This is a genomic window from Streptomyces regalis, assembly GCF_001509475.1.
GTDB classification, from domain to species: domain Bacteria; phylum Actinomycetota; class Actinomycetes; order Streptomycetales; family Streptomycetaceae; genus Streptomyces; species Streptomyces regalis.
The window spans coordinates 1-26,822 of sequence record NZ_LLZG01000415.1 but is presented as its reverse complement, the minus strand read 5'-3'; the positions used below and the strand labels follow the sequence as shown (position 1 = coordinate 26,822).

The following is a 26,822-nucleotide window of genomic DNA, read 5'->3' as shown; positions in this document are numbered from 1 at the left end:
GACAAGGAGAACCCGTATGACCACTGAAGTGACCCAAGTGACCGTCGAGGAACTGGCCACGCTGATGAAGACCGCCGCCGGCGTGACCGTCGACCCCGGCGAGCTCGAAAGGCGGGCGGACTCCACCTTCGCCGAGTTCGGGCTGGACTCGCTCGGCCTCCTCGGCATCGTGGGCGAGCTGGAGAACCGGCACGGCCGGGCGCTCCCCAACGACGCGGAGCGGTGCAAGAGCCCCCGCGCCTTCCTCGACCTCGTCAACGTCGCACTCACGACGGGAGCCTGAGGTGGCCGGACACACGGAGAACGAGATCACCATCGCCGCACCCGTCGACCTCGTCTGGGACATGACGAACGACCTGGACAGATGGCCCCAGCTGTTCAGCGAGTACGCGTCCTGCGAGGTGCTCTCCCGCGAGGGCGACACGGTGACCTTCCGCCTGACCATGCACCCCGACGAGACCGGCAAGGTGTGGAGCTGGGTCTCGGAACGGACCGCCGACCGCGAGAAGCTCATCGTCCGTGCCCGCAGGGTCGAGACCGGCCCCTTCGCGTACATGAACATCGTGTGGGAGTACGAGGAGACCCCCGACGGCACCCGGATGCACTGGACGCAGGACTTCGCCATGAAGCCCGACGCCCCGGTCGACGACGCCTGGATGACCGACAACATCAACCGCAACTCGCCCATCCAGATGGCCCTCATCCGCGACCGTATCGAGGAGGTCTCGTGCACCACGCCCTGATCGTCGCCAGGATGGCCCCGCAGTCGGCACCGGACATCGCCGACGTCTTCGCCGCCTCCGACCGCGGCGAACTCCCGCACCTCGTCGGGGTGACCCAGCGCTCCCTGTTCCAGTTCGGCGATGTGTACATGCACTTCATCGAAGCCGAGCAGGACCCGGGTCCCGCCATCGCGAAGGTGGCCGGGCACCCCGAGTTCGTCGACATCAGCAGGAGGCTCGAAGCGTTCGTCAGCCCGTACGACCCGCAGACCTGGCGGAGTCCGAAGGACGCGATGGCGCGGCGCTTCTACCACTGGCAGAGGGACTGACCACAGGCAGAGGAACCGAACGGACGAAGCCGCCGCCCGCGCTGAACCAGGCGCGGGCGGCGGCTTTCTCGGGGCAGCCGGTCACCGACGCGCGAGCGCCGGCATCAGCCGCAGGGCGTTCTCCCGGTTGATGCCCTCGAGTTGCTCCGCCGAGAGGAAGGGGTCGCTGTCCAGGGCGGGCGCCACGCTGTCGACGATGACGTGCGCGGGGGTGGGCGGCCAGTCCGTGCCGAAGAGGATGCGGTCGGGGTCCACCGTCGTCAGCAGGGTGGGCGTGGCCGAGGGGGACATGGGGCCCGCCGTGTCGAAGTAGAACCGGTGCAGGTAGTCACGGACCCGGGCGGGCTCGATGCCGGGGGTGATGCGCCCGCCGAAGAGTTCGAGCCGGGTGGCCATGTAGGGGAGGAAGCCTCCCCCGTGCGGCAGGATGAAGCTGAGGTTCGGATAGCGGTCCAGGGTGCCGTTCCTGATGAGGTTGATGGCCGCGCGCGTGGTGTCCATGAGGAAGTCGCACACGAAGGGCGGCATGCCCGGCAGCCCCGCACCGCTGTCCTTCCCGGCCGGTACGTCCATGGGGTGCGTGCTGATGACCGCCACGCGGTCGTTCAGCTCCTGCAGGAGGCGGTCGTGCGACTCGTCCCCGAGGACCACGCCGTCCATGCTCGTGCGCGTGCTCACCCCGATGGCTCCGAGCTCGTCCAGGCCGTACGCCAGGCTCCACGAGGAGAGCTCCAGGTCGTCGAGGAAGACGGGGGTGAAGAAGGCGAAGCGCGCGGGGTGGCTCTCGACGACGTCGGCCGCCGCCCGCAGGGCGACGCGTGCGCTCTCCTGGCGCTCCGCGCGCTCACGGAGCCGGCCGAGCATCGCGACGGTCATGACGGAGGTGCCGATGCCCGTCTTGTCCATGACCTCCAGGGCCGTGTCCAGGTCCCAGCGTGTCCACCAGGGCAGCTTCTCGCGGTTGACCACGCCTCGTTCCTCCGCCCAGTCCAGCCAGGCGGGGGCGGTGAAGTGGTGGTGGACGTCGACGCGTCCGGCAAGGGTCATAACAACGTCCTCGGTGTGGGTCGTCCAGTGTGGGTCGTCCAGTGGGGGGTCGGGCAGGCTCGGGGGTTGCGGGCTTCACTCGCGGCAGAGCACGGACTGCAGCACCTTCGTCAGCACGCGGTCGGCGTCCGGCATCGTGGCGTCCGCTCGCCAGGCGACGAAACCGTCGGGGCGCACGAGTACGGCACCGTCCTCGGCCGTGCCGTGCAGCTCGGCCCAGTCGGCGTCCGCGTCGGGGGCGAGGTCGTGGTCGGGTCCCATGCCCACGAGATAGGCATCGACCGGGATGCCCAGGTTCAAGGAGGCCTTCTCCACCGCGGTCCGCCACTTCTGCCCTCCGGACCCGGCGAGCAGCACGAAGGAACGCTCGTACAGGTCGAGCGTGGAGATCCTGCCGCCGCCTCTCGTCACCCACATATGGGGCGCACGGCTCCCCGGCTCGCCGCCCAGCTGGAAGGCGTCGGGGACGATCGGCCGCTCCGCGGGGGCGTCCACCACGGCAGGGGACGCGTACCGGTAGCACAGGGCGACGGTCATCAGGTCCGCCGGGTCGTTGTTGCGTCCCGCGGCGGGACTGAATCCCGGGTGCTGCTCGTCGGCTGCCTGGACGCACGCCCGGGTGCCGGTCGCGAGGGCGATGGGCCGTCGTTCGAGCTCGTAGGTGTCGAGGAGCGGCAGGCCCGCCCAGCCGCGGAGCACCGCGGCCAGTTTCCAGGCGAGGTTGTGGGCGTCCTGGATTCCGGTGTTGGAGCCGAACGCCCCGGTGGGCGGCATTTCATGGACCGCATCGCCGGCCAGGAGGACCCGGCCCTCGCCGTATCGGTCCGCGACCCGCTTCGACGCGTGCCAGGGCGCCTTGCCCGTGATCTCGACGTCGATGTCCGCGACGCCGACGGCAGCGCGGATGTGTGCCGCCAGCCTCTCGTCGGTGAAGTCCTCCAGGTCTTCGCCCCGGTCGGGATACCAAGGCACGTGGATGACCCATCGCTCCTTGTTGTCCACCGGAAGCAAGGCACCCTCGCCCTGGGGGTTGGTGACATAGCAGACGACGAATCGTTTCTCTCCGACGTACTCCTTGAGCGTCCTGCTGCGGAACGTGACGCTGACGTTGTGGAACAGCTCGCCCGGCCCTGACTGGCCGATCCCCAGCTGGTTGCGGATGGGGCTCCTCGGGCCGTCGGCGGCCACCAGGAAGTCGGCGTTCACCAGGTAGGTCTCACCGGTCTCCCGGTGCCTGATCCGGGCCTGCACTCCGTCGCCGTGCTGGGTGAAGGAGAGCATCTCCGAGTGGAAGCGGATGTCGGCACCCTGCTCGGTGGCGTAGCTCAGCAGCACCGGCTCGAGATCGTTCTGACTGCACAGGCACCAGTCCGAGGAGCTGACCCGGGAGACGTCCATGCCTCCGGCGATGTCCCCGATGATCCAGCGGCGTTGCTTCCCGGTGAGGGTGTCCACCTGGAGAATTCCGTCGTTTCCGGCGAGAACGCGGGCCGCCTGGCGAATGCGTGACTCCAGGCCGGCGGTCCGGTAGATCTCCATGGTGCGCACGTTGTTGCCGCGGCCACGAGGATGCGTCGATGTCGCGGCATGGCGCTCCACGAGCATGTGCTCGATGCCAAGTCTCCCCAGGAAAACCGAAGTGGAAAGACCCACCAGGGATCCGCCGACGATGAGAACTGGTACAGATTCCGCTTCGTGTCCGCTCACGTCGACGATGTTTACCAAGCCGGACTGCCACACACACGTAGTACGGCGACCCGACCCATATGGCGCAGTGCCGTTTGCGGCGAGGTGTCGCCCGGGAAACGGTGGCTCTGACCGACGGAATCCGACCGCCGGAATCCACGCCTACCCCGGGGATCCAGTCATGACGCAAGCGTTCGCATCCGAGGAATCCGAGGCACTGTCGCCCGAGGAGGCCGCGACCGCGGCCTCGAACTGCACCCGGGAGTTTCGGGCCAACCCGCATCCCGTGTACGCGGCGCTCCGCGAGGCAGCGCCGGTGTGCCCGCTGTCGCCGCCCCACGGCGTCGAGACGTACCTGATCACGCGGTACGACGACGCGCGTGTCGCGCTGGCCGACCCCCGGCTGAGCAAGGACATGTACGGCGCCATCGACGCCTATCACCGCATTTTCGGTGACTCGTCGATCGCGCTGGACGACAACATGCTCTTCTCGGACCCGCCGAAGCACACCCGGCTCAGGAGGATCGTCGGCAGCACTTTCACGCCGAAAAGGGTGGAATCGCTGCGTACGCGCGTGCAGGAGATCACCGATGATCTGCTGGACCAATGCCCGACGTCGGGTCCGGTGAACCTGCTCCCGGAGTTCTGTTTCCCGCTTCCGCTGCACGTCATCTGTGAACTTCTGGGCGTTCCGGAAAATGAACGCAAACAGGCTCAGGAATGGTCCGCCACCGTCGCGCAGACCGGTTTCGGGCCGGAGGCGAGAAAAGCGCTGGAAATCGCCGAGGGAAACCTGCGCGACTATCTCGCTGAGTTGTGCGCACGCAAGCGGACCGAGCCGGACTCAGGTCTGCTCAGCGCCCTCGTCACGGCCCAGGACCAGGAGGGCTCGCTCACCGACCACGAACTCGTCTCGACGGCGTGGGTGCTCCTCTTCGCGGGCCACAAGTCGACGGCGTACCAGATCGGCAACGCCGTCTACCACCTGCTCAGCCGGCCGGATCAGAAGGAACTGGCGCTCCGGGACGAGAACGCCATGAACGCGGCCATCGAGGAGATCTTCCGGTTCGAGACCTCCGTGGAGAACTCGACCTTCCGCCACGCGAAGGAAGACATCGTCATCCGGGACGTGCTCATCCCCAAGGGCTCGCTCGTCCAGATCTCGATCACCGGGGCCAACCGGGACCCGGAGATGTTCGCGGCGCCGGACGAGATGGACGTCCAGCGGCCGAACGTCCAGGCGACGCATCTCGCCTTCGGGTACGGCCCGCACTACTGCATCGGCGCACCGCTGGCGCGGCTGGAGATGCAGACCGCCCTCACGTCGCTCTTCGCGCGATTCCCCGATATGGCCCTGGCCGGGGCGCCGGAGGATGCGCGCTGGCTGACCGTGCCGTTCCCCGCGTTCCGCGGGCTGGCGGAGCTCCCGGTCGTCCTCGACCCGTCATGACGGGCGGCTCCCCGGCCCCGGAGCGGGTGCGCGTGATTCGACTGCTGCGGGTGCGTGCGGGGATGGAGGCGGACTTCGTGAAGTCCTACAAGGACGTACTCGCAGGGGTCGCGCGATCCCCGGGACACCTCGGTGAACAGCTCTGCCGTTCCCTGGACGATCCCTCTCAATGGCTGCTCACCAGCGAGTGGGACAGCCTCGAAGCCATCCAGCGGTGGCGCACCGGCCCCGAGCACACCACCCTGGTCGAGCCGATGAACGCCTGTCTGCACGACGATCGGTGGACGGCGCTCTTCCAGGTGAAGGAGACGGTGGCCGGCTGAGCGTCCGGACCGAAAGGCGAGACGGGGCTGACCAGCATGTGACCGGCCGGTAAGGTCGGTCCCGTGCCGAAGCCGCTCAGTCTTCCCTTCGATCCCATCGCCCGCGCCGACGAACTCTGGAAGCAGCGCTGGGGCAGCGTGCCGTCCATGGCGGCCATCACCTCGATCATGCGCGCGCACCAGATCCTGCTCGGCGAGGTCGACGCGGTGGTCAAGCCGTACGGACTGACGTTCGCGCGGTACGAGGCGCTGGTGCTGCTCAACTTCTCCAAGGCCGGGGAACTGCCGATGTCCAAGATCGGCGAGCGGCTGATGGTGCATCCCACGTCCGTGACGAACACGGTCGACCGGCTGGTCAAGTCGGGCCTGGTCGACAAGCGCCCCAACCCCAACGACGGACGCGGCACGCTCGCGTCCATCACCGACAAGGGCCGCGAGGTCGTCGAGGCGGCCACCCGCGACCTGATGGCCATGGACTTCGGGCTCGGGGTGTACGACGCCGAGGAGTGCGCGGAGATCTTCGCGATGCTGCGGCCGCTGCGAATCGCTGCGCGAGACTTCGAGGACGAGTAGAGTTTCTGCGGGTCAGCGCGCTGCTCTCCGCCGACGCGGAGGTGGTCCGAGCGTCCTGACGCGGTACCGCGTGATGGCGTAGTGGTCCCCGCAGACGCGGGGTTTTTTGGGGCGGTTACGCTCATATCCATGAAACGAAGCGTGCTGACCCGCTACCGCGTCATGGCCTACGTCACCGCCGTCATGCTGCTCGTGCTGTGCACCTGCATGGTGTTCAAGTACGGCTTCGACAAGGGCGAGGACGTCACCTTCGCCGTCTCCCAGGTCCACGGCTTCCTCTACATCATCTATCTGATCTTCGCCTTCGACCTCGGCTCCAAGGCCAAGTGGTCGTTCGGCAAGCTGCTGTGGGTGCTGCTGTCCGGGACGATTCCCTTCGCGGCCTTCTTCGTCGAGCGCAAGGTCACCCGCCAGGTCGAACCCTTGGTCGGCGGGCCGGTCCCGGCTGTCGCCAAGGCCTGACGGAACCTGACGTAACCGCCGTACTGACGGGTACGGCGGTTCTCCCGTCGACATTTACTAGGACGTCCTAGTAAATTCGAGGGTATGGACGCTGACGCCATCGAAGAGGGCCGCCGTCGCTGGCAGGCCCGGTACGACACAGCGCGCAAGCGCACGGCTGACTTCACCACGCTCTCCGGCGATCCCGTGGAGCCGGTGTACGGGCCCCGGCCGGGAGACAGGTACGAGGGCTTCGAGCGGATCGGGTGGCCCGGGGAGTACCCCTACACACGCGGGCTGTATCCGACCGGCTACCGAGGGCGGACGTGGACCATCCGGCAGTTCGCCGGGTTCGGGAACGCCGAGCAGACCAACGAGCGGTACAAGATGATCCTCGGCAACGGCGGGGGCGGCCTCTCGGTCGCCTTCGACATGCCGACGCTCATGGGCCGCGACTCCGACGACCCGCGCTCGCTGGGCGAGGTCGGCCACTGCGGTGTCGCCATCGACTCGGCCGCCGACATGGAGGTCCTGTTCAAGGACATCCCGCTGGGCGACGTGACCACGTCCATGACCATCAGCGGTCCGGCCGTGCCGGTCTTCTGCATGTACCTGGTGGCGGCGGAGCGGCAGGGCGTCGACCCGGGCGTGCTCAACGGCACGCTGCAGACCGACATCTTCAAGGAGTACATCGCTCAGAAGGAGTGGCTCTTCCAGCCCGAGCCGCACCTGCGCCTCATCGGCGACCTCATGGAGCACTGCGCCGCCGGCATCCCCGCCTACAAGCCGCTGTCCGTCTCCGGCTACCACATCCGCGAGGCCGGCTCGACGGCCGCGCAGGAGCTGGCGTACACGCTGGCGGACGGGTTCGGGTACGTCGAGCTGGGCCTGTCGCGCGGGCTGGACGTCGATGTCTTCGCCCCCGGCCTGTCCTTCTTCTTCGACGCGCACGTCGATTTCTTCGAGGAGATCGCCAAGTTCCGTGCCGCACGCCGGATCTGGGCGCGCTGGATGCGGGACGTGTACGGGGCGCAGACCGACAAGGCGCAGTGGCTGCGCTTCCACACGCAGACCGCCGGTGTCTCGCTGACCGCCCAGCAGCCGTACAACAACGTCGTGCGTACGGCCGTCGAGGCGCTCGCGGCCGTACTGGGCGGGACGAACTCGCTGCACACCAACGCCCTCGACGAGACCCTTGCGCTGCCCTCCGAGCAGGCCGCCGAGATCGCCCTGCGCACGCAGCAGGTCCTCATGGAGGAGACCGGGGTCGCCAACGTGGCCGATCCGCTGGGCGGTTCCTGGTACGTCGAGCAGCTGACCGACCGGATCGAGGCCGACGCCGAGAAGATCTTCGAGCAGATAAAGGAGCGGGGGCTGCGGGCCCATCCCGACGGGCAGCACCCGATCGGGCCGATCACGTCCGGGATCCTGCGCGGGATCGAGGACGGCTGGTTCACCGGGGAGATCGCCGAGTCGGCGTTCCGGTATCAGCAGTCGCTGGAGAAGGGCGAGAAGAGGGTCGTGGGAGTCAACGCCCACACCGGTTCCGTCACCGGCGACCTGGAGATCCTGCGGGTGAGCCACGAGGTGGAGCGGGAGCAGGTGCGGGTGCTCGGCGCGCGCAAGGCGGGCCGCGACGACGCCGCGGTGCGCACGGCGCTGGACGGGATGCTGGCCGCCGCCCGCAGCGGCGCCAACATGATCGAACCGATGCTGGACGCCGTACGCGCCGAGGCGACCCTCGGCGAGATCTGCGGTGTGCTGCGGGACGAGTGGGGGGTGTACACGGAGCCGGCCGGCTTCTGAGGCGCCCGGGTGGGGGTGGGGCGGGGAGTTTTTCCTGCTCCCATGTACCTGGTGACGGCGGAGCGGCAGGGCGTCGACCCGGGCGTACGACAGCACCGCCCGATTCCGCCCTGCTCGTCCGTCGCGGGAACGGGCGTCAGTCTGTCGTGGCTGCGGTCAGGCCGTTGAGCAGGAGCGCGGTGAAACTCCGCGCCCACGTGGCGTCGACGGGCTCGGCGCTCACCAGGGCCCGGTGCACCACCGCGCCCGCGATCACGTCGAAGATCAGGTCCATCGTGCGCGCCGATTCCGCCGCATCCGGCTCCGGCGGTAGCTCGCCACGGGCCTGTGCTCTGGCCCGGCCCTCCAGGACCAGGCGCTTCTGGCGGTCCACGATCGACTCGCCGATGCGTTGCCGGAGGGCATCGTCCCTCGTCGACTCCGCCACCACCGCCATCAGTCCGCTCTTCGCCTCGGGGCGGGCCAGGATGGCCGCGAACTGCAGGACCACGCCCTCGACGTCGGCGGCGAGAGTGCCGCGGTCCGGGAGCTCCAGTTCGTCGAAGAGTTCCGCGACTGCGTCCACCACGAGCTCGTTCTTGCCGGACCAGCGGCGGTAGAGGGTCGTCTTCGCCACCCCGGCGCGGGTTGCCACGTCTCCCAGGGTGAGCTTGGACCAGCCCACCTCGACCAGCACCTCCCGCGTCGCGGCCAGGATCGCCGTGGCCGCGGCCGCGCTGCGCGGGCGGCCGGGGCGGGCGGCGGAGGTGCGGCTCTGCATCCCTCGACCATATCTCCGCGATATCCGGGGATTCTGTGAGGTCGTGAGGGAGATCACCGCTGGGTGGTGTCCAGGTGGCACTCGATGCCATTACGCTACGACTCGTAGCGAAAGCTCGCGATGGACGTACGCGAGCGACGACACGCACGGCGTGGGGTGGGGACCCGGCGCCGAAACAGCATCAGGCCGGACCGGCTTTCACAGTGCTTTTCACACGTGCGCGGGGAACGGGGGAGGATAGACGCATGCAGCCACGGAACATGTCCATGAGCGGAGTCGTCGACCTCGCCGCGGTGAAGGCGGCCCAGGAGGCCAAGGCGAAGGCGGAGCAGGCGCGTGCCGAGGCCGCCCGGCAGGGCGGGGGAGGGGCGGTGTCGCCCGCGGACCTCGTCATCGATGTGGATGAGGCGGGGTTCGAGCGGGAGGTCCTTCAGCGGTCCGCCGAGGTGCCCGTCGTCATCGACTTCTGGGCCGAGTGGTGCCAGCCCTGCAAGCAGCTGAGCCCGGTACTGGAGCGGCTCGCCGTCGAGTACAACGGCCGGTTCCTCCTCGCCAAGATCGACGTCGACGCCAACCAGATGCTGATGCAGCAGTTCGGCGTGCAGGGGATCCCCGCTGTGTTCGCCGTCGTCGCGGGTCAGGCGCTGCCGCTCTTCCAGGGGGCAGCCGGGGAGGCGCAGATCCGCGAGACGCTGGATCAGCTGGTCACCGTCGCCGAGCAGCGGTTCGGTCTCACCGGCCTCACCGTCGACCCGGACGCCGAGCCGGGTGGCGCCCAGACCGCCGCTCCCAGCGCGCCGGCGGGTCCGTACGACGCGCTGCTCGAAGCCGCCGTACAGGCCCTGGACGCGGGCGACTTGGGCGGCGCCGTCCAGGCCTACAAGAACGTACTGAGCGAGGACCCGGCGAACACCGAGGCCAAACTCGGGCTCGCCCAGGCCGAGTTGCTCCAGCGCGTGCAGGACGCCGACCCCCAGCAGGTGCGCAAGGACGCCGCCGAGAACCCCACGGATGTGCGGGCGCAGATCGCGGCCGCCGACCTGGATCTGGTGGGCGGGCATGTCGAGGACGCCTTCGGGCGGCTCATCGACACCGTGCAGCGCACGGTTGGTGACGACCGGGACGCCGTACGGCTTCGGTTGCTGGAGCTGTTCGAAGTCGTGGGTGGCGACGATCCGCGGGTGGCGGCGGCGCGCAGGGCGTTGGCGCGCGCGCTGTTCTGACCGGGGCTCCGGGCGGGGCGGCGGCCCCGTTCTGACCAGTAACTAAACGCGCAGGGCCGTGTTGCCCGAGTGAAGAGATCTGTCGACAGAGCATCAATGCGGCCGCGCTTTACCAAATCTTGGTAATCGCGGCCGCAGTTACTGCGGGTAAGTCGCGGGCGCCGTTCTGTCGGATTCTGTCCGGTGATTAATGGACTTGTCCGGTCACTTGACGCCACCCTGTGTCGCTGGTCGAGACCGACGGGTCGTTGTTCGGTTATCCGGCCGTTACTACTGAGTAACGAAGCCCCTTGTGCGGGCGGCGAGAATGCACCACGATCGGCCACGCTCGGTCCATTCCCGTACCCCGACAGCCGGTTGGGTCGCGGGAGTTCCTGGGTCCCCACCGAGCAGAGTCGGCGGCAGTGGCGCCGGCTCTTGGGCAGGGGGGTCTTCGCTCATCCGGCGAAGCCTGTCCAGCAAGGTTGTGCGTGATGCGTGTCAGGCGCGACCAGTGGTTGTCGCTCGGGGGTGATCGCCGGTGATTCGGGCGCGGTTAGCGCCACCGAGTGCAGGCGCTCTCCTTCCCGAGGACGTAGCACTTCTCCCATCCCTGCCCGGCTGAGCCGTCGAGCTGACAGTGGCAGCCAGGGCCAGGAGATGTACGTCCGAGAAGGAGGAAATATGGAGTCCCAGGTGCGTGGCGGGACCAGATGGAAGCGGTTCGCTGTGGTCATGGTGCCCAGCGTCGCCGCTACGGCTGCGATAGGTGTCGCCCTCGCGCAGGGCGCTCTTGCCGCGTCGTTCAGTGTGTCGGGGCAGTCGTTCAAGGTCACGGCCAAGGAGCTCAACGGAACGGGCTTCTCCCAGTACGGGGCTGTTGACCCGGGGACCACCCTCTCCGGTGAGAAGACGGCTCACGCGGTGGCGGTCTCGGCGTTCGACACGGCCTACATCCAGAAGATGTGCCAGTCCGTTGTCACTCCGAGCGTCCCGTTCCTCGGGGACATCACCCTGAGGCTGGAGGCGGGTGACAGCAGCGACCAGGACAAGCAGGTCTACGCCAAGAACCTGTACATCGACGTCGAGGACCTCGACGCGGATGCCGTCTTCACCGACATCAACATCGGTGTGGCCGCCGGTTCCATGAAGGACGGCTACGGCCCCGGCATGAAGGGCGGCAAGGAGGTCGCCAACCCGAATGGCTTCGGCCAGGAGGCGAGGAAGGCCAAGCTGACCGACGTGAAGCAGACGGCGTGGGCGACCACCGCCGGAACCTTCAAGCTGAGCGGTCTGCACATGTCGCTGCACAAGGGCAAGGGCGCCGGCGTCGAGTGCTACTGAGCACTCCGTGACGGGCGGGGGAGCCGAGGCGCCCCCGCCCGTCCGCCTTCCGCCCGCCTCTTCACTCACCCACCACACTTCCATCGCAGTACCACCCTCACTACAGCAACGCCGCACCAGGGAGCTGTTTTCCATGAGCGCCGAGACCTCTGCCGCGCCCGGCCAGTTCACCCGCCGGAGGCTGCAGTTCCGTGCCTGGCGGGGTACCAGGCCGTTCTGGGCCGGCCTGTTCATCATGATCGGCGGCGTTCCGATCATGTACTTCCCGTACGCGCACCTCCAGATCGGGCACCTGACCCTCGCGATGTCCACCACCGCGGGCGCCGGCTCCCTGATCATCGGTGTGCTGCTGGTCGTGCTGGGCATCAGCCTCTGGTTCCAGAAGCACATCAGGACCTTCGCGGGTGTCGCGGCGATCCTGTTGGGACTGGTGTCCATCCCGGTGTCCAACTTCGGCGGGTTCATCGTCGGTTTCCTGTTCGCCCTCATCGGCGGCGCGATGGCCGTGGCGTGGGTGCCGGGCGAGCCGCCCGAGGCGGAGCCCGCGGCGGAGGGCACCCCGGGAACAGGCGACGCGCCTCAGGCCACGGACCCGGACACGACGATCCTGAAGCCTGTGGGGGACGGGATGAGCGGGCCGAACGATCTGTCAGGAACGAGCCCGGCGAACGGGGCGAACGGGAGGCACAGTGCCGGCTGACGAGGTGACCCACGGGGCTGATGTGGAAGCGTCCCGTGTGAGAACCGGGCCGCGCCACGCGGCACCCAAGAAGCCGCTGTTCACCAGGTTCCACATGCCGGCCGGTAAGGCGATAGCCATCGCCGCGATGCCCACAGCGGTCCTGATGGGCCTGGGGTTCACATCGAGCCTCGCCCTCGCCGACAGCGACAGCTCCAGCAGCCCCACGTTGAACAGCCTGACGGCGGACGAGTACAAGGCCTGTGTCGCGGCCCTGGACGACTCCAAGGACGCGTCGGCCTCGCCGTCGCCGTCCGAGAGCACCTACAGCGGCAAGGACGACGAGGCGGAGCCGACTCCGTCGGCGTCGGCCTCCGGCCAGGACTCCTCGGGCTCCTCCAACTCCTCGGGTGATTCGGGCTCTTCGGATTCTTCGGGCTCCGGGGACGGCTCCTCTTCGTCGGATTCAGGTTCCGACGACGGCGCCGAGCCCACGCCGACGCCCTCCGCCAGCAAGACGAGCGAGGCCCAGTCCGGCGACACCACCACGCCGAGCCCCTCGGCGTCCGAGAGCGGAGGCAACCTGCTCGAGGACATCGGCGACGCGATCACCGGCATCTTCACGGGCGGCTCCGGTTCTTCGGACACCGCGAGCCCGACGCCGTCCGCCTCGCCGAGCGCGAGCGAGGACACCTCGTCCGACTCGTCCGACTCGTCCGCCAAGGACACGTCCGACGCGTCCGACACCGTCAAGGAGACCACCGACAAGGTCACCGACACGGTGAAGGACACCGTCAAGGGCACCACCGACACGGCGTCGAAGGCGGCCGAGGACACCACCAAGACCGTCGAGAAGGCCGCCGAGGACGCCGCGGGCGCGGCCACCGCCTTGCCCAGCCCCTCCGCGAGTTCCTCGACGGACGCCGAGGACTGCGTGGCCGCCACCGACGACGAGGGCGGCGTCGACAACAAGCAGTTCGTGGCGGACGACCCCTGGTACCTGGAGGCCAGCTCGCTGACGCTGAAGGGTGCCGACTATCAGGGCATAGTCGAGGTGAAGACCGCCAGCGGCACCACGAAGAAGGTGCTGAAGTACGTCATCTCCGACGGTACGGACATCGGAGACCTGCACCAGATCGTCAAGGACAAGCAGTCTGGCAAGACCTACCACGTGCAGGCCGCCAAGGGCTCGACGTCCACGATCCGCGACGGCAAGACCGTGATGTACACCGAGAGCATCTCCGGCAACCTGCTCGGCCTGATCCCGATCACGTTCGACCCGGAGCACCCGCCGCCGCTGAACATCCCGTTCATCTACTTCACGAACGTGAAGGTCGTGCAGGCAGCCCAGTTCGGCGGAACGCTGACCGTGCCCGGCCTGCACAGTTACCAGTCCGACTGAACGTCCCCAAGAGCCCGTTCGGGAGCCGCGCACCGGCTGTGGCCCGGTCCTCCGCACATGAGGACCGGGCCACAGCTCTTCTGCTGACCGGCCTCTTCGACGACCTCGACCGGTCTGCGAGTTGCCGTAGTCACCGCAAGGAGAGACGTTTTGAGAACCCAGTTGAAAGTGACCCGCGACGGCGACGCGTTCATCGCCCGGCTCGCGCCCTCCCAGGTGTTGCAGGACGTGAGGCGGTCGACGCGCTCGTGGAACGCCTGGCCGGACGGCACGTGGAGGCACGCGACTTCCGCCTCACCACCGAAGAGCTCCACATGGTGCACAGCGCGCTGACCGCCGCGCCCACCATGTTCCTCGTGCGCGGCGGCGTCTTCGCGGAAGAGGCGTTCCACATCCGCCTGGGCTTCTACCGGGAGAACTTCGACGCCCTGGCGCATGCTGTCGTCCAGGCGGCGGCCGAGGCGTGACACCGGCGTGAGCCACTGAGCGCGCAAAAAGGGCGCCCCTGCTCCAGGGGGCGCCCTCAGCGCTGTACGGGAGCCCTGCAGCGGCCTCCGGGTCAGTCCCGCGCGCCCCCACCCAGGTGGTGGACGCGCACCATGTTCGTCGTCCCCGGAACCCCAGGCGGCGACCCCGCCGTGATCACCACGATGTCGCCCTCGTTGAACAGCCCCATCTTGACGATCTCCTGGTCCACCAGGTCGACCATCTCGTCCGTGCTGTTGACGAACGGCACGACGTGCGGCTCCACGCCCCAGCTGAGCGTCATCTGGTTGCGGGTGGACTCGTCCGTGGTGAACGCGATGATCTGCTGGGCGGCGCGGTAGCGGCACAGGCGGCGGGCGGTGTCGCCGGACTGGGTGAAGGCCACCAGGCCCTTGCCGCCGAGGAAGTCGGCGATCTCGCAGGCCGCGCGGGCGACCGAACCGCCCTGCGTGCGCGGCTTCTTGCCGGGGACCAGGGGCTGCAGGCCCTTCGCCAGCAGCTCCTGCTCGGCCGCGGTGACGATCTTCGACATCGTCTTGACGGTCTCGATCGGGTAGGCGCCGACGGAGGACTCCGCCGACAGCATGACCGCGTCCGCGCCGTCCAGGATCGCGTTGGCCACGTCGGAGGCCTCGGCGCGGGTCGGGCGGGAGTTGGTGATCATCGACTCCATCATCTGGGTCGCCACGATCACCGGCTTGGCGTTGCGGCGGCACAGCTCGATGAGCCGCTTCTGCACCATCGGGACCTTCTCGAGCGGGTACTCGACGGCCAGGTCACCACGGGCGACCATGACGCCGTCGAACGCCATCACGACGTCCTCCATGTTGGCGACCGCCTGCGGCTTCTCCACCTTGGCGATGACCGGGACGCGGCGGCCGACCTCGTCCATGACCTTGTGCACGTCCTGCACGTCATGGGCGTCCCGCACGAAGGACAGAGCGACCAGGTCGCAGCCCATGCGCAGCGCGAACCGCAGGTCCTCGATGTCCTTCTCGGACAGCGCCGGCACGTTCACGGCCGCGCCGGGCAGGTTGATGCCCTTGTGGTCGGAGACGACGCCGCCCTCGATGACGATCGTCTTCACCCGGGGGCCGTCGACCTCGGTGACCTTCAGCTCGACGTTGCCGTCGTTGATGAGGATCTGGTCGCCCTTGCCGACGTCGCCGGGCAGGCCCTTGTAGGTCGTCCCGCAGATCTGCTTGTCACCCGGGACGTCCTCGGTCGTGATGACGAACTCGTCACCGCGCTCCAGCTCCACCGGGCCCTCGGCGAAGGTCTCCAGACGGATCTTCGGACCCTGGAGGTCGGCGAGCACACCGATGGCCCGCCCGGTCTCCGCGGCGGCGGCGCGCAGGCGCTCGTACCGCCCCTGGTGGTCTTCGTGCGTGCCGTGGCTGAAGTTGAAGCGGGCCACATTCATGCCCGCCTCGATCAGCGCGACGAGCTGCTCATGGGAGTCGACGGCGGGGCCGAGAGTACAAACGATTTTCGAACGGCGCATGGGACGATCCTATCGGTTTGTTTCGCTACGGAATATTCCGTCTGGCGGAATATACAAATGAGCTGGGCATTGCTCAGCCGTGTTACTCAGCGGTTGCCCACCAACGCGTAGGTCTGCGTCGCGATCTCCAGTTCTTCATCCGTCGGTACCACGGCGACCGCCACCCTCGCGCCGTCGGGGGAGATCAGCCGCGGCTCGTCACCACGTACGGCGTTCAGTCCGGCGTCCACCACGAGGCCCAGTTGTTCCAGGCCGGCCAGGGCGGCTTCCCGTACCGGCGCCGCGTTCTCGCCGACCCCGGCCGTGAACGCAATCCCGTCCACCGTGCCGAGCACCGCGTAATAGGCGCCGATGTACTTCTTCAGCCGGTGAATGTAGATGTCGAAGGCCAATTGGGCCCGCTCGTCACCTTCGTCGATCCGCCGGTGGATCTCCCGCATGTCGTTGTCGCCGCACAGGCCGATCAATCCGCTCTTCTTGTTGAGAAGAGTGTCGATTTCCTCGATGGACATTTCACCAACCCGCGCCAAATGAAAGATGACGGCGGGATCCAGGTCACCGGAGCGCGTACCCATCACGAGTCCCTCCAAAGGCGTCAGCCCCATGGAGGTGTCCACGCAACGACCGCCCCGCACGGCGGACGCGGACGCGCCGTTGCCGAGGTGCAGCACGATGACGTTCACGTCCTCGGGCGCCTTGCCGAGCAGCTTCGCGGTGGCCCGGGAGACGTACGCGTGCGAGGTGCCGTGGAAGCCGTAGCGGCGTATCCGGTGCCGGTCGGCGGTCTCGACGTCGATGGCGTACCGGGCGGCCGACTCCGGCATCGTCGTGTGGAATGCGGTGTCGAAGACGGCGACCTGCGGCAGGTCCGGCCGCAGGTGCTGGGCGGTGCGGATGCCCGTGAGGTTGGCAGGGTTGTGCAGCGGGGCGACCGGGATGAGCCGCTCGATCTCGGCGAGCACGGCGTCGTCGATGACGGTCGGCTCGGTGAAGTGCTTGCCGCCGTGCACCACCCGGTGGCCGATCGCGGCGAGCTCGGGGGAGTCGAGCCCGAGGCCGTCCTTGGCGAGCTCCGCCGACACGGCCTTCAGGGCGGCCTCGTGATCGGCTATCGCCCCGCCCCACTCACGGGTCTCGGCGCCGCTCGCCAGCGGCGTGTGCCTGAGCCGGGCGGTCTCCTCGCCGATGCGCTCGACGAGCCCCACGGCCAGCCGGCTGCTGTCGCGCATGTCGAGCAGCTGGTACTTCACCGACGAGGAGCCGGAGTTGAGGACGAGGATGCGGGACGAGCTCACTGGGCGGTTGCCTTCTCGCTGGGGGACTGGGCGGGGGACTGGGCCTGGATCGCCGTGATGGCGACGGTGTTGACGATGTCCTGGACGAGGGCGCCCCGGGACAGGTCGTTGACCGGCTTGCGCAGACCCTGCAGCACCGGTCCGACGGCGATCGCGCCGGCCGAGCGCTGCACGGCCTTGTAGGTGTTGTTACCCGTATTGAGGTCCGGGAAGATCAAAACCGTTGCCTGCCCGGCGACTTCGGACTCCGGCAGCTTGGTCGCGGCGACGGACGGCTCCACGGCGGCGTCGTACTGGATGGGCCCCTCGATCTTCAGATCGGGCCGCCGCTCGCGCACCAGCTCGGTCGCCTCGCGCACCTTGTCGACGTCGGCGCCCGAACCGGACGTACCCGTCGAGTACGACAGCATCGCGATCCGCGGCTCCACGCCGAACCGCTGGGCCGTGGTGGCCGACTGGATGGCGATGTCGGCCAGCTGCTCGGCGTTCGGGTCGGGGTTCACGGCGCAGTCGCCGTAGACGAGGACCCGGTCGGCGAGGCACATGAAGAAGACCGAGGAGACGATGTCGGCGTCCGGGTTGGTCTTGATGATCTCGAAGCCGGGCCGGATCGTGGCGGCGGTCGAGTGGACGGAGCCGGAGACCATGCCGTCCGCGAGGCCCTCCTGCACCATCAGCGTGCCGAAGTAGTTCACGTCGGAGACGACGTCGTACGCCAGCTCCACCGTGACCCCCTTGTGGGCGCGGAGCTTCGCGTACTTCTCGGCGAAGGAGTCGCGCAGCTCGCTGGTCGCCGGATCGATCAGCTGGGTGTCGCCGAGGTCGATGCCGAGGTCGGCGGCCTGCTTGCGGATCCGGTCGACCGGCCCCAGGAGCGTGAGGTCGCAGACGTTCCGCCGCAGCAGCACCTCGGCGGCGTGCAGGACGCGCGGCTCGGTGCCCTCGGGCAGCACGATGCGGCGCATGTTCGAGCGGGCCTGCTCCAGCAGCTTGTGCTCGAACATCATCGGCGTGACCCGGTCGCTGTTCGGCGCCGAGACCCGCTTCAGCAGGTCACCGGTCTCGACGTACCGCTCGAACAGGCCGAGCGCGGTCTCCGCCTTGCGCGGGGTGGCCGCGTTCAACTTCCCCTCCAGGGAGAAGAGTTGCTCGGCGGTGGGGAAGCTGTAGCCCGGCACCGACAGCACCGGGGTGCCCGGGGCGAGGCGGGCGGCGAGGGTGAGGACCTCGTCGCCGGGCCGCTCGTCGAGGGTGAGCAGGACACCGGCGATCGGCGGGGTGCCGGCGCTGTGCGCCGCCAGCGCGCCGACGACCAGGTCGGCGCGGTCGCCCGGGGTGACGACCAGGCAGCCCGGGGTCAGGGCGGTCAGAAAGTTCGGCAGCATCGCGCCGCCGAACACGAAGTCGAGGGCGTCGCGCGCGAGCCCGGAGTCGTCGCCGAGCAGGACCTTCGCGTCCAGGGACTGGGCGATCTGCGAGACGGTCGGCGCGGCCAGGGCGGGCTCGTCCGGCACGACGTAGCAGGGCACGGGCAGCCGCGACCGAAGCCGCTGGGCGATCTCGTCCCGGTCGGCCCGGGCGACCCGGTTGGTGACCATGGCGAGCACGTCGCAGCCCAGTCCCTCGTACGCCCGGTAGGCGTTGCGCGTCTCGGCGAGCACGGACTCGGTGGTCTGCTTGCGCCCGCCCACGACCGGTATCACGGACGCGCCGAACTCGTTGGCGAGCCGGGCGTTGAGGGACAGCTCGTCCGGGAGCTGGGTGTCGGCGTAGTCGGTGCCGAGGACGAGGACGACGTCGTAGTCGCGGGCCACGACGTGGAACCGGCCGACGAGCGTGGACACCAGTTCGTCGGTCCCGCGCTCGGCCTGGAGGGCGGACGCCTCGTGGTAGTCCATGCCGTAGACCGTCGCCGGGTCCTGGGACAGGCGGTAGCGGGCGCGCAACAGCTCGAACAGGCGGTCGGGGGCGTGGTGCACCAGCGGCCGGAACACCCCCACCCGGTCGACCTGCCGGGTCAGAAGCTCCATGACCCCCAGTTCGACGACCTGGCGGCCGTCTCCGCGGTCGATACCGGTCACGTACACGCTGCGCGTCACGCGTGCTCTCCGTTTCGTCTGGCGTCCGTCGTGTGTCGTTCGTTGTCTGTCGCTCGTCGCTGGGGCGCAAAATCGCCCAGTGAGGTGAGCGAAACCCTCTTGACAATACCCTTGGCTGTGGATAAGGCGCCCGCCGGTAGGGAAGCGACAGCCCCCTCGGGGACGTGAAACAATCGGACTGGCTCACCGGTATCAACAGCGAGCAGGAGACACAGCACGATGCGTATCGGAGTTCTCACCGCAGGCGGCGACTGCCCCGGCCTGAACGCCGTGATCCGGTCGGTCGTGCACCGAGCCGTCGCGCAGTACGGCGACGAGGTGATCGGCTTCGAGGACGGATACGCGGGCCTGCTGGACGGCCACTACCGCAGCCTCGACCTGGAGGCGGTCAGCGGCATCCTCGCCCGCGGCGGCACCATCCTGGGCTCGTCGCGGCTGGAGCGCGACCGCCTGCGCGAGGCCTGTGACAACGCCCCCGACATCGCGCGCGACTTCGGTATCGACGCGCTGATCCCGATCGGCGGCGAGGGGACCCTGACGGCGGCGCGCATGCTGTCGGACGCGGGCCTGCCGGTGGTGGGCGTCCCGAAGACGATCGACAACGACATCTCGTCGACGGACCGGACGTTCGGCTTCGACACGGCGGTCGGTGTCGCCACGGAGGCCATGGACCGCCTGAAGACGACGGCGGAGTCCCATCAGCGCGTGATGGTGGTGGAGGTCATGGGCCGCCACGCGGGCTGGATCGCGCTGGAGTCCGGCATGGCGGCGGGTGCGCACGGCATCTGTCTCCCGGAGCGCCCGTTCGACCCCGCCGACCTCGTGAAGATGGTCGAGGAGCGCTTCGCGCGCGGCAAGAAGTTCGCGGTGATCTGCGTCGCCGAGGGCGCCCACCCCGCCGAGGGCACCATGGACTACGGCAAGGGCGCGATCGACCAGTACGGCCACGAGCGCTTCCAGGGCATCGGCACGGCGCTGGCGTTCGAGCTGGAGCGCCGGCTCGGCAAGGAGGCCAAGCCGGTCATCCTCGGCCACGTCCAGCGCGGCGGCGTGCCCACGGCGTACGACCGCGTCCTCGCCACCCGCTTCGGCTGGCACGCGGTGGAGGCCGCGCACCGGGGCGAGTTCGGCAGGATGACCGCGCTGCGCGGGAACGACATCGTGATGGTGCCGCTGGCGGAGGCGGTGACCGAGCTGAAGACGGTGCCGAAGGACCGGATGGACGAGGCGGAGTCGGTGTTCTGAGACTTGGTCCGTAGGTCACCAAAGGGTGAGTTGCGGACCGCACGCGGGGCGGTGTCCGGGCTTTCCGCCGTGGTCACGCACAGGGCGTGTCTCATCCGGGGTCGCTCGGGGCCGCCGTACGACGGTTCGGTGAGCAGAGTCCCGTCCCGGTCCCGGAGTGTCTTGATGACGCGTTCACCGCAGCGGCGACGTGGGTGACTGCCAAGGGAGGCGACTCTCCGGTACCTCCCTTCTTGTACGTGCCTTTCTTATACGTGCCTTTCAGCGCGCGGTTCCCTGGACCAGGGACCAGAAGCGCTCCACGATCCGGTCCAGGAACTCGCGGCCGGCCGCGCTGGACTCACTGCCGCCACCGCCCCAGCTGAGCGTGGCGGTCATCTGCCCCTGGTAGTCCTGGTGCAGCTCCTGGAGGGCGTTCTCCAGCAGACGCCGGTCCAGGGGCACCATCTTGCCGACCGGCCGTACGTACGCCTGCCAGCGCGTCGACACGGCACTGCGCAGCAGCTCGCCGAGCTTCGCGTCGCGGCCGGTGACGGTGATGAAGTCCGGGAGCGTCAGGCCGAGGGCATCCGCGAGGGCGGCGGACTGACGGTCGGTGCCGTGCCAGTCGTCGTTCTCCTCCATGCGGAGATACGCGGCGAGCTCGTGCCCGACGGTGCGGGCCACGTCCTCGGGTGCCAGGCCGCGGGCGATGCGGTGTTCGCGCAGCGTCCGCGGCTTGCCGAGCAGCTCGCTCGGCGAGCACCACAGCACGCCCGCGAGCGCGGTGAGCTCGTTGCTGCTGGGGGAGGCGATCTCGCGTTCCCAGGCGACGACGAGGTCGTCGGTGACGTAGGCGAGTCCGTACGAGGCCCGCATGCCGTAGGCGACGTGTTCGGGCCCCATGTTGAGGGCGACGCGCAGGCGACGCGCGGCGGGGGCGTTGAAGGGGGGAGTGGGTGGGTTCCGGCGGCTCGAGCGGTTGGAGGGCTGGTTCGGTTGGGCTGGGGGTCGGCGCACGGGGCACAACGTAGGCCGGGCCGGGTGGGGTGACTACGGTCTGTTCAGCCAGGATCACGGATTGTAGGAAGCTACGGCTACTGGCGGGTTCGTCGCTGGGTGGTGATCGCTCGTGTGACGGGCGGGATGGTGCCGTGGGCGATCCCGAGGTGGCCCGACGACGGCGATGGCGGATGGTGGCATTTGATGAATGGCAAGCTCAGTGGGCATATTCGCGCGGGTCGTGCGGTGCCGATCTTGTTGTGGATTGCGGGGGCGGGTGTTGCCGGAAACGTCGCGGGGTTCGGCTGTGCGGGCGGCTGTCGAAATCGGGTGCGACACGGTCGACGGTGCATCGGTCGCTGGACGGTGTGCCTACGCGGCTCAATCCCGACGCTCTGCTCTGCTCCCCCCGCCGACCGGCTCACCCCTTGACCGCCCCGCCCAACGCAAACCCCCCACCCAAGCGCCTCGCCACCAGCACATAAAGCAAAATCACCGGCGTCGAGTAAATGATCGAAAACGCGGCCAGCTGCCCATAAACCACAGTCCCCCGATTCCCGAAGAACTCATTGATGCTCACAGCCGCAGGCATCTGATCCGGCGTGAGCAGCAGCATGAACGGCACAAAGAAGTTCCCCCACATCATCACGAACGAGAACACCGTCACCACCGCCACCCCCGGCCCCATCAGCGGCAGCACGACCCGCATCAGCGACTGGAGCGACGACGCGCCGTCCGTCCAGGCCGCCTCCTCCAGCTCCTTCGGCACGCCGTCCATGAAGTTCTTCATCAGCCAGATGGAGAACGGCAGTTGAGAGGCGGCGAAGAAGAAGATCGTCCCCTGCATGGTGTCGATCAGGTTCACCTGCACGAACAGGGCGTACACCGGGACCATGATCGCCGTGATGGGCAGGCTCGTCGCGAAGAGGATCGTGAGGAGGAACGGGCGGTTGAAGCGTGACCGGAACCGCGACAGCGGGTAGGCGGCCAGCGCCGCGCACGCCACCGTCAGAGCCGTCCCGCCGCCGCACAGGAGCAGGCTGTTCAGCAGCGGGGTGAAGGTGATGTCCGGGGTCAGGACCGCGTCGAAGTTGTCCAGGGTCACCCCGTCGGGGAGCTTCACCTGGAGGTTCGCGTTCGTGTCCAGCGAGGAGAGGATCACCCACGCGAGCGGGAGCACGAAGGCCGCGGCCACTGCCAGGAGGCCGGCGTCGGCGGCCAGACGGCGGGTGGTCCTGCGGGACGAGGGCGTGCGGGGCGAGAGCCTGCGGGGCATGGGCGTGCGGGGCATGGGTGTCAGACCTCCGTTCGCAGCAGACGCAGGTAGACCACCGAGAACAGCGCCCCCACCACCAGGAGCAGCAGGGCGACCGCCGTGCCGTAGCCGATCATGCTCTTCTGGAACGCCTCCTCGTACATGAAGAGCGGGAGCGTCTGGCTTCTGCCGCCCGGGCCGCCCCTCGTCATCACCCAGATCAGACCGAAGACGGACAGGGTCTGCAGGGTGATGAGCATGAGGTTCGTGCCGATGGAACGGCGGATCATCGGGAGCGTGATGTGCCACATACGGCGCCAGCCGCCGGCGCCGTCGACCTCCGCGGCCTCCGTGATCTCCTGCGGGATCTCGTTCAGCGCCGCAGAGTAGACCAGCATCGAGAAGGCCGTACCCCGCCATACGTTCGCGAAGGACACCGCCAGGATCGGAAGGGTGAACAGCCAGTTCTGGGTGGGGAGTCGGAGCCATTCCAGGATGGCGTTCAGGGTGCCCTCGCGACGGAAGAAAGCGTAGAGGAGGAAGCCGGCGACGACCTCGGGCAGGACCCACGCCGTGATGACGATGCCGCCGACCAGGGTCCGTACGGGCTTCGACGCGCGCTGCATCAGGGCGGCCAGGGCCAGGCCCAGGGTGTTCTGGCCGAGCAGCGCGGAGATGACGGTGAAGACGAGGGTGAGCCAGACCGCGTTGAGGAACGCCTCGTCACCGAACGCCGTACGGAAGTTGTCGAAGCCGACGAACGAGTCCTCGGCCTGTCCGGTGAGCTGGAGGTCGGTGAAGGCGATGTAGGCGCAGTAGGCGATGGGGCCGGCGAGGAAGAGGAGCAGGAGGACGACGGCGGGGGTGACGGGGAGGGTGCGGGTGAGGGACCGGGCGTACCTCATCGGCGGGCGGTCATTTCTCGATCACCTGGTCGTCCGTTGCCGACTTCAGCTCCTCGTCGTAGCCCTTCGCCGCCTCGTCCACCGACATGTCACCCGTCGTCACGCCCTCCATCGCCTCCTGGACGGCAGTGGAGACCTTCGGGTACGCCGGATAGGCGGGGCGGTAGTGGGTGCTGGCCACGAGGTCCGTGAAGAACTTGATGCCGGGTTGGGCGTCGACGTAGGCCGGGTCGTCCGCGACGTCCTGCCGTACCGCGATGCCGGAGTTGGCGACGTACCACTTCTGGGCGTTCGCCTTCGTCTGCATCGTCTTGATGAACTCGAAGGCCAGGTCGGGGTTGCCCGCCTTGGCCGGGATGGACCAGGTCCAGCCGCCGGACATGCTCACCTTGCCGGGTGCCCGGCCGTTCTGGGTGGGCATGGCGGCGAGGCCGAGCTCGTCGGACCACTCGGGCCATTCGTGGCCGCTGCCGGGGAGCCAGTCCTGCGGGAGCCAGGAGCCGTCGAGAGCGATGGCGAGTTTGCCCTGCGGGAGCCACTCGCCGCGGACGCGGGTCATGACGTTGGGGTCGAGGGCGTCGGAGACGTCCGGGCCGAGCTTTTCCTTGTAGACGGTCTCGACGAAGGCGAGGGAGTCCTTGAAGGCCTGGCTGCCGGCGACCCACTTCTTGGCGGACTTGTCGTACAGGGGGTCCGACGTGCCGTCGCTCGTACCCGTGCCATCCGTGCCGTAGAGCAGCATCTCGAAGGTCTGCATGGTGGCGGCTTCGCCGACGGGCTTGCCCGTGTAGACGTTGAGGGGAATGACGTCGGGGGCCTTTTGTTTGATGGTGCGGGCCGCGTCGAGGACGTCGTTCCAGGTCTTCGGCTGCCAGTCGGTGGGCAGGCCCGCCTTCTTGAAGATGTCCTTGCTGAACCACAGGCCCCGGGTGTCGGTGCCGTCCGGGATGCCGTACGTCTTGCCGTCCTCGCCCTTGGCGGCTTCCTTGGCCGTGTCGATGAACTGGTTCCAGTCCTGCCACTTGGCGAGGTAGCGGTCGAGGGGTTCCAAGTACCCGCTGGTGATGTCCGAGTTGATGAGGAAGGTGTCCTCGTAGACCAGGTCGGGGGCGGTCTTGGGGGAGCGGAGCATCTGCTGGAGCTTGGTGTAGTACTCCGAGTCCGGGGCCTTGATGGGGACGAACTCGACCTTCTTGCCGGGGTTTGCCTTCTCGAACTGCTTCTTGATGTCCGCGAGGTAGGTGTCCATCACCTTGATGGAGTTGTCCGTGGACTGTTTGAAGGAGACCTTGATGGTGTCGGGGTCGCTGCCGGAGCCGGTGCCGCAGGCGGTGAGGGTGCCTGCAGCGGCGAGGGTGAGGGCGAGGAGTGTGGGGAGGGCGGCGGTGGGGCGCACGGGCATGACCTCCTGCGGGCGCACGTCGTTGTGGCGCGGGGATGGCTGCCCGGTGAACGTAGGTCGTGTGGTCTAGTCAGGTCAATGTGTGTGCGGCCGATCGGGCGGTGGCGTTGGCGATGGCGGCTTCGGCTACAGGAGGTGGTCGGCTTTGCCGGACTTGATGTCGCGGATGAGAGTGCGGAGGGCTTCTCGGGTGTCGGTGAGGTAGTGGTCTTCCTGGCCGGCGATGGCGATATAGGCGTTGCCGTGGGGATCGGTGCCTATGCGGAAGCAGTTGTTGCCTTCGGCGCAGAAGGGGTCTTCCCAGGTGATCTCGGGCATGGGGTCCTCTCGGGGGTCAGAGCTGTCGGGCGATGGAGTGGATGAGGTCGCGTGAGTCCTTGGGGTCGAGTGTGTGGGTCTGCCACCAGTCCATGTGGGCCTGGTACTTGGCAAGTTGGGCCTCGGAGTGAGTGAACTCGCCGCCGTGGGCCGAGTCCAGCTGCACTGTGTCGAGTCGGGGGACCGGGCCGTGGGCGTAGAGCACGGCGTGCCCGGCGCCGGGGAAGGCGCCGGCTTCGACGGGGAGTACGCGCAGCTCGACCTTGTCGCGCTCGGAGGCCTGGCAGAGGTGCTGTAGCTGCTCGCGCATGGCGCGACGCCCGCCGAACTGCATCCGCAGGGCCCACTCGTGGACGTACGCCACGTACTCGACGGGGTCCCCGCGGTCCAGGACCTGCTGACGCCGCAGGCGCTGTACGACGCGGAGTTCGACCTCCGAGTCGGGCAGGGGCGGAAGCGCGGCGGCGAAGATGGCACGGGCGTATTCGCCGAGTTGCAGCAGTCCCGGCACGTGCACGCTCTGGTAGCTCCGCAGCTGGGTGGCGAACCACTCCAACTCGGCGACATCCAGAAGCCCTTGGGGGAGACTTCCCCGGTACTGCTGCCACCAGCCCCGCTTGCGTACGTCGGCCATGGCGACCAGCGCTTCGACGTACCGTTCGTCCGCGCACTCGTAGTTGCTGGCGAGTATCCGGATTCGCTCCGGCGAGGTGGCCCGGACGCCCGACTCCATGTTGGACACCTTCGTGCGGTCCAGCCCCAGCAGCCCGGCGGCGTACTCCGTGGTCTGCCCGGCAGCAAGGCGCATCCTGCGCAGCTCAGCGCCCAGGCGCTTCTGACGTTCCGTTGGCGCGGGCCGTGTCGGCATCGGTGCCCTTTCTCATGGTCGGTCGGGGTCAGTCTGCACTGAGTGCGTCGCGAGGGTCCAATGCGAGGTAGGCAATGTGAAGGAGTAAGTGGCACACGTTCCCTGTTGGGCCCTACAGTCAGTCACGAGCCGCTTACGGCCCGACGCCGTTGGAAGCGCATCGCGCGAGCCTGCCCGCGTACTCCTTCCCTGGGAGGGGTGGGCCCGTGCCCAGGGAGACAGGCCACCACCGGTCGGGGCGTCGGCTCGTCGTCGAATGTCCGTAGTCATCAAGGGAGTTGCACATGTCCGTGTCCGTACTCGGGGTCGTCTCGACCTGTCCCGTATTCACCGAGGAGACGTTCAGCGCGCCGCCCTCGCCCGACACGCTCACCTACAGCCTCCCCCTGCCCGCCGGTCCGGTCAGCTCGCGGATCGCGCGGGTCGCTACGCGGGCCGTGCTTCAAGGGCATGGGCTGGAGGACATGGCAGATGCGGTGGTGCAGGTGGTGGGGGAACTCGCCGCCTGTGCTTGCCGGTTCACGCCGGGGCACGAGGTGTATTTGTCGCTGCGGTATCGGGAGGGGGCGCTGCGGGGGGCGCTCTACGACGGGCATCGGCGGCACGAGCATCCTCGGCTGGTGGCGACCTGCGATGCGCGGAGGCGGGCGGCGTTGCGGTGTTGGGGTGCGTGGTGCGGGCGTGTGAGGGGGAGTGGGGG

Annotated in this window: 27 protein-coding genes; 15 read left to right on the top strand and 12 right to left on the bottom strand. The window is 68.5% G+C overall.

The window, feature by feature from the left end; translation table 11 throughout:
• Positions 1–16 precede the first annotated feature (16 nt).
• The 3 genes from ADL12_RS47245 to ADL12_RS47235 are packed head-to-tail and all read left to right on the top strand — an operon-like array spanning position 17 to position 1,051.
• Entirely contained in the window at positions 17–283 is a 267-nt protein-coding gene (locus ADL12_RS47245) for an acyl carrier protein (RefSeq protein WP_062715238.1), read from the top strand.
• 1 nt (position 284) lies between these two features.
• Positions 285–743: an SRPBCC family protein gene (locus ADL12_RS47240; protein WP_062715237.1), complete on the top strand. Its 459-nt coding sequence runs from the start codon at positions 285–287 to the stop codon at positions 741–743.
• Positions 728–1,051, top strand: coding sequence for a TcmI family type II polyketide cyclase (locus ADL12_RS47235; protein ID WP_062715235.1), 324 nt, complete (start codon positions 728–730; stop codon positions 1,049–1,051). The genes ADL12_RS47240 and ADL12_RS47235 overlap by 16 nt, the downstream gene beginning before the upstream one ends.
• A gap of 81 nt (positions 1,052–1,132) precedes the next feature.
• Here ADL12_RS47235 and ADL12_RS47230 read toward each other — a convergent pair whose 3' ends face one another.
• Positions 1,133–2,098: an amidohydrolase family protein gene (locus ADL12_RS47230; RefSeq protein ID WP_062715234.1), complete on the bottom strand. Its 966-nt coding sequence runs from the start codon at positions 2,096–2,098 to the stop codon at positions 1,133–1,135.
• 75 nt (positions 2,099–2,173) lie between these two features.
• Positions 2,174–3,805: an FAD-dependent oxidoreductase gene (locus ADL12_RS47225; RefSeq protein WP_062715233.1), complete on the bottom strand. Its 1,632-nt coding sequence runs from the start codon at positions 3,803–3,805 to the stop codon at positions 2,174–2,176.
• Positions 3,806–3,965: 160 nt separating this feature from the next.
• Between ADL12_RS47225 and ADL12_RS47220 the strand changes: the two genes are divergently transcribed.
• The 5 genes from ADL12_RS47220 (at position 3,966) to icmA (ending at position 8,377) form a co-directional block, all read left to right on the top strand.
• Positions 3,966–5,234 (top strand): cytochrome P450 family protein, encoded by a 1,269-nt coding sequence (locus ADL12_RS47220; RefSeq protein WP_062715231.1) that lies wholly within the window; start codon positions 3,966–3,968, stop codon positions 5,232–5,234.
• Positions 5,231–5,557 (top strand): antibiotic biosynthesis monooxygenase family protein, encoded by a 327-nt coding sequence (locus ADL12_RS47215; protein WP_062715229.1) that lies wholly within the window; start codon positions 5,231–5,233, stop codon positions 5,555–5,557. Before ADL12_RS47220 ends, ADL12_RS47215 begins: the two co-directional genes overlap by 4 nt.
• Before the next feature lie 63 nt (positions 5,558–5,620).
• On the top strand, positions 5,621–6,130 hold the full coding sequence (locus tag ADL12_RS47210; protein WP_062715227.1) for a MarR family winged helix-turn-helix transcriptional regulator: 510 nt from the start codon (positions 5,621–5,623) through the stop codon (positions 6,128–6,130).
• Between the two features lie 129 nt (positions 6,131–6,259).
• Positions 6,260–6,592: a DUF3817 domain-containing protein gene (locus ADL12_RS47205; RefSeq protein ID WP_062715225.1), complete on the top strand. Its 333-nt coding sequence runs from the start codon at positions 6,260–6,262 to the stop codon at positions 6,590–6,592.
• An 84-nt stretch (positions 6,593–6,676) separates the two neighbouring features.
• Positions 6,677–8,377, top strand: coding sequence for a coenzyme B12-dependent isobutyryl-CoA mutase large subunit (gene icmA, locus ADL12_RS47200; RefSeq protein WP_062715223.1), 1,701 nt, complete (start codon positions 6,677–6,679; stop codon positions 8,375–8,377).
• Positions 8,378–8,513: 136 nt separating this feature from the next.
• On the opposite strand, the gene ADL12_RS47195 is transcribed toward icmA, so the two are convergent.
• Positions 8,514–9,137 (bottom strand): TetR/AcrR family transcriptional regulator, encoded by a 624-nt coding sequence (locus ADL12_RS47195; protein WP_062715221.1) that lies wholly within the window; start codon positions 9,135–9,137, stop codon positions 8,514–8,516.
• Positions 9,138–9,382: 245 nt separating this feature from the next.
• Here ADL12_RS47195 and ADL12_RS47190 point away from each other — a divergent pair, with 245 nt between their 5' ends.
• From ADL12_RS47190 to ADL12_RS47170, 5 genes are all read left to right on the top strand, one after another.
• A complete protein-coding gene (locus ADL12_RS47190) occupies positions 9,383–10,360 on the top strand; it encodes a tetratricopeptide repeat protein (protein WP_062715219.1) in 978 nt (325 codons plus the stop codon).
• Positions 10,361–11,023: 663 nt separating this feature from the next.
• Positions 11,024–11,683, top strand: coding sequence for a DUF6230 family protein (locus tag ADL12_RS47185; protein WP_062715217.1), 660 nt, complete (start codon positions 11,024–11,026; stop codon positions 11,681–11,683).
• 133 nt (positions 11,684–11,816) lie between these two features.
• Complete coding sequence (locus tag ADL12_RS47180) at positions 11,817–12,383, top strand: DUF6114 domain-containing protein (protein ID WP_062715215.1); 567 nt, start codon at positions 11,817–11,819, stop codon at positions 12,381–12,383.
• Positions 12,373–13,764 carry a hypothetical protein gene (locus tag ADL12_RS47175; RefSeq protein WP_062715213.1) on the top strand — a complete coding sequence of 464 codons (1,392 nt, stop codon included), beginning with the start codon at positions 12,373–12,375 and terminating at the stop codon, positions 13,762–13,764. Before ADL12_RS47180 ends, ADL12_RS47175 begins: the two co-directional genes overlap by 11 nt.
• Positions 13,765–14,012: 248 nt before the next feature.
• Positions 14,013–14,231 (top strand): hypothetical protein, encoded by a 219-nt coding sequence (locus ADL12_RS47170; protein ID WP_062715211.1) that lies wholly within the window; start codon positions 14,013–14,015, stop codon positions 14,229–14,231.
• 92 nt (positions 14,232–14,323) lie between these two features.
• Here ADL12_RS47170 and pyk read toward each other — a convergent pair whose 3' ends face one another.
• The 3 genes from pyk to pta form a co-directional block, all read right to left on the bottom strand.
• The gene (gene pyk / locus ADL12_RS47165; protein ID WP_062715209.1) at positions 14,324–15,754 is read right to left on the bottom strand and encodes a pyruvate kinase; all 1,431 of its coding nucleotides are present in this window, start codon (positions 15,752–15,754) and stop codon (positions 14,324–14,326) included.
• 86 nt (positions 15,755–15,840) lie between these two features.
• The gene (locus ADL12_RS47160) at positions 15,841–17,049 is read right to left on the bottom strand and encodes an acetate kinase (RefSeq protein WP_062715207.1); all 1,209 of its coding nucleotides are present in this window, start codon (positions 17,047–17,049) and stop codon (positions 15,841–15,843) included.
• The gene (gene pta, locus ADL12_RS47155) at positions 17,046–19,148 is read right to left on the bottom strand and encodes a phosphate acetyltransferase (protein ID WP_062715205.1); all 2,103 of its coding nucleotides are present in this window, start codon (positions 19,146–19,148) and stop codon (positions 17,046–17,048) included. The genes ADL12_RS47160 and pta overlap by 4 nt, the downstream gene beginning before the upstream one ends.
• 219 nt (positions 19,149–19,367) lie before the next feature.
• Between pta and ADL12_RS47150 the strand changes: the two genes are divergently transcribed.
• Complete coding sequence (locus ADL12_RS47150) at positions 19,368–20,393, top strand: ATP-dependent 6-phosphofructokinase (RefSeq protein ID WP_062715203.1); 1,026 nt, start codon at positions 19,368–19,370, stop codon at positions 20,391–20,393.
• A 261-nt stretch (positions 20,394–20,654) separates the two neighbouring features.
• Here the strand turns inward: ADL12_RS47150 and ADL12_RS47145 are convergent, their stop codons facing one another.
• From ADL12_RS47145 to ADL12_RS47120, 6 genes are all read right to left on the bottom strand, one after another.
• Positions 20,655–21,392 (bottom strand): transcriptional regulator, encoded by a 738-nt coding sequence (locus ADL12_RS47145; protein WP_079052673.1) that lies wholly within the window; start codon positions 21,390–21,392, stop codon positions 20,655–20,657.
• A gap of 403 nt (positions 21,393–21,795) precedes the next feature.
• Complete coding sequence (locus tag ADL12_RS47140) at positions 21,796–22,665, bottom strand: carbohydrate ABC transporter permease (protein ID WP_107120221.1); 870 nt, start codon at positions 22,663–22,665, stop codon at positions 21,796–21,798.
• Positions 22,666–22,670: 5 nt separating this feature from the next.
• The gene (locus tag ADL12_RS47135) at positions 22,671–23,534 is read right to left on the bottom strand and encodes a carbohydrate ABC transporter permease (protein WP_062715198.1); all 864 of its coding nucleotides are present in this window, start codon (positions 23,532–23,534) and stop codon (positions 22,671–22,673) included.
• A 10-nt stretch (positions 23,535–23,544) separates the two neighbouring features.
• Positions 23,545–24,936, bottom strand: coding sequence for an extracellular solute-binding protein (locus ADL12_RS47130; RefSeq protein ID WP_107120220.1), 1,392 nt, complete (start codon positions 24,934–24,936; stop codon positions 23,545–23,547).
• Positions 24,937–25,062: 126 nt separating this feature from the next.
• Complete coding sequence (locus ADL12_RS47125; RefSeq protein ID WP_062715195.1) at positions 25,063–25,254, bottom strand: hypothetical protein; 192 nt, start codon at positions 25,252–25,254, stop codon at positions 25,063–25,065.
• A gap of 16 nt (positions 25,255–25,270) precedes the next feature.
• Positions 25,271–26,122 carry a helix-turn-helix domain-containing protein gene (locus ADL12_RS47120; RefSeq protein WP_062715193.1) on the bottom strand — a complete coding sequence of 284 codons (852 nt, stop codon included), beginning with the start codon at positions 26,120–26,122 and terminating at the stop codon, positions 25,271–25,273.
• Positions 26,123–26,406: 284 nt separating this feature from the next.
• On the opposite strand from ADL12_RS47120, the gene ADL12_RS47115 reads away from it, so the two are divergent.
• The coding region (locus ADL12_RS47115; protein WP_062715191.1) for a hypothetical protein at positions 26,407–26,822 on the top strand (416 nt) is incomplete at its 3' end.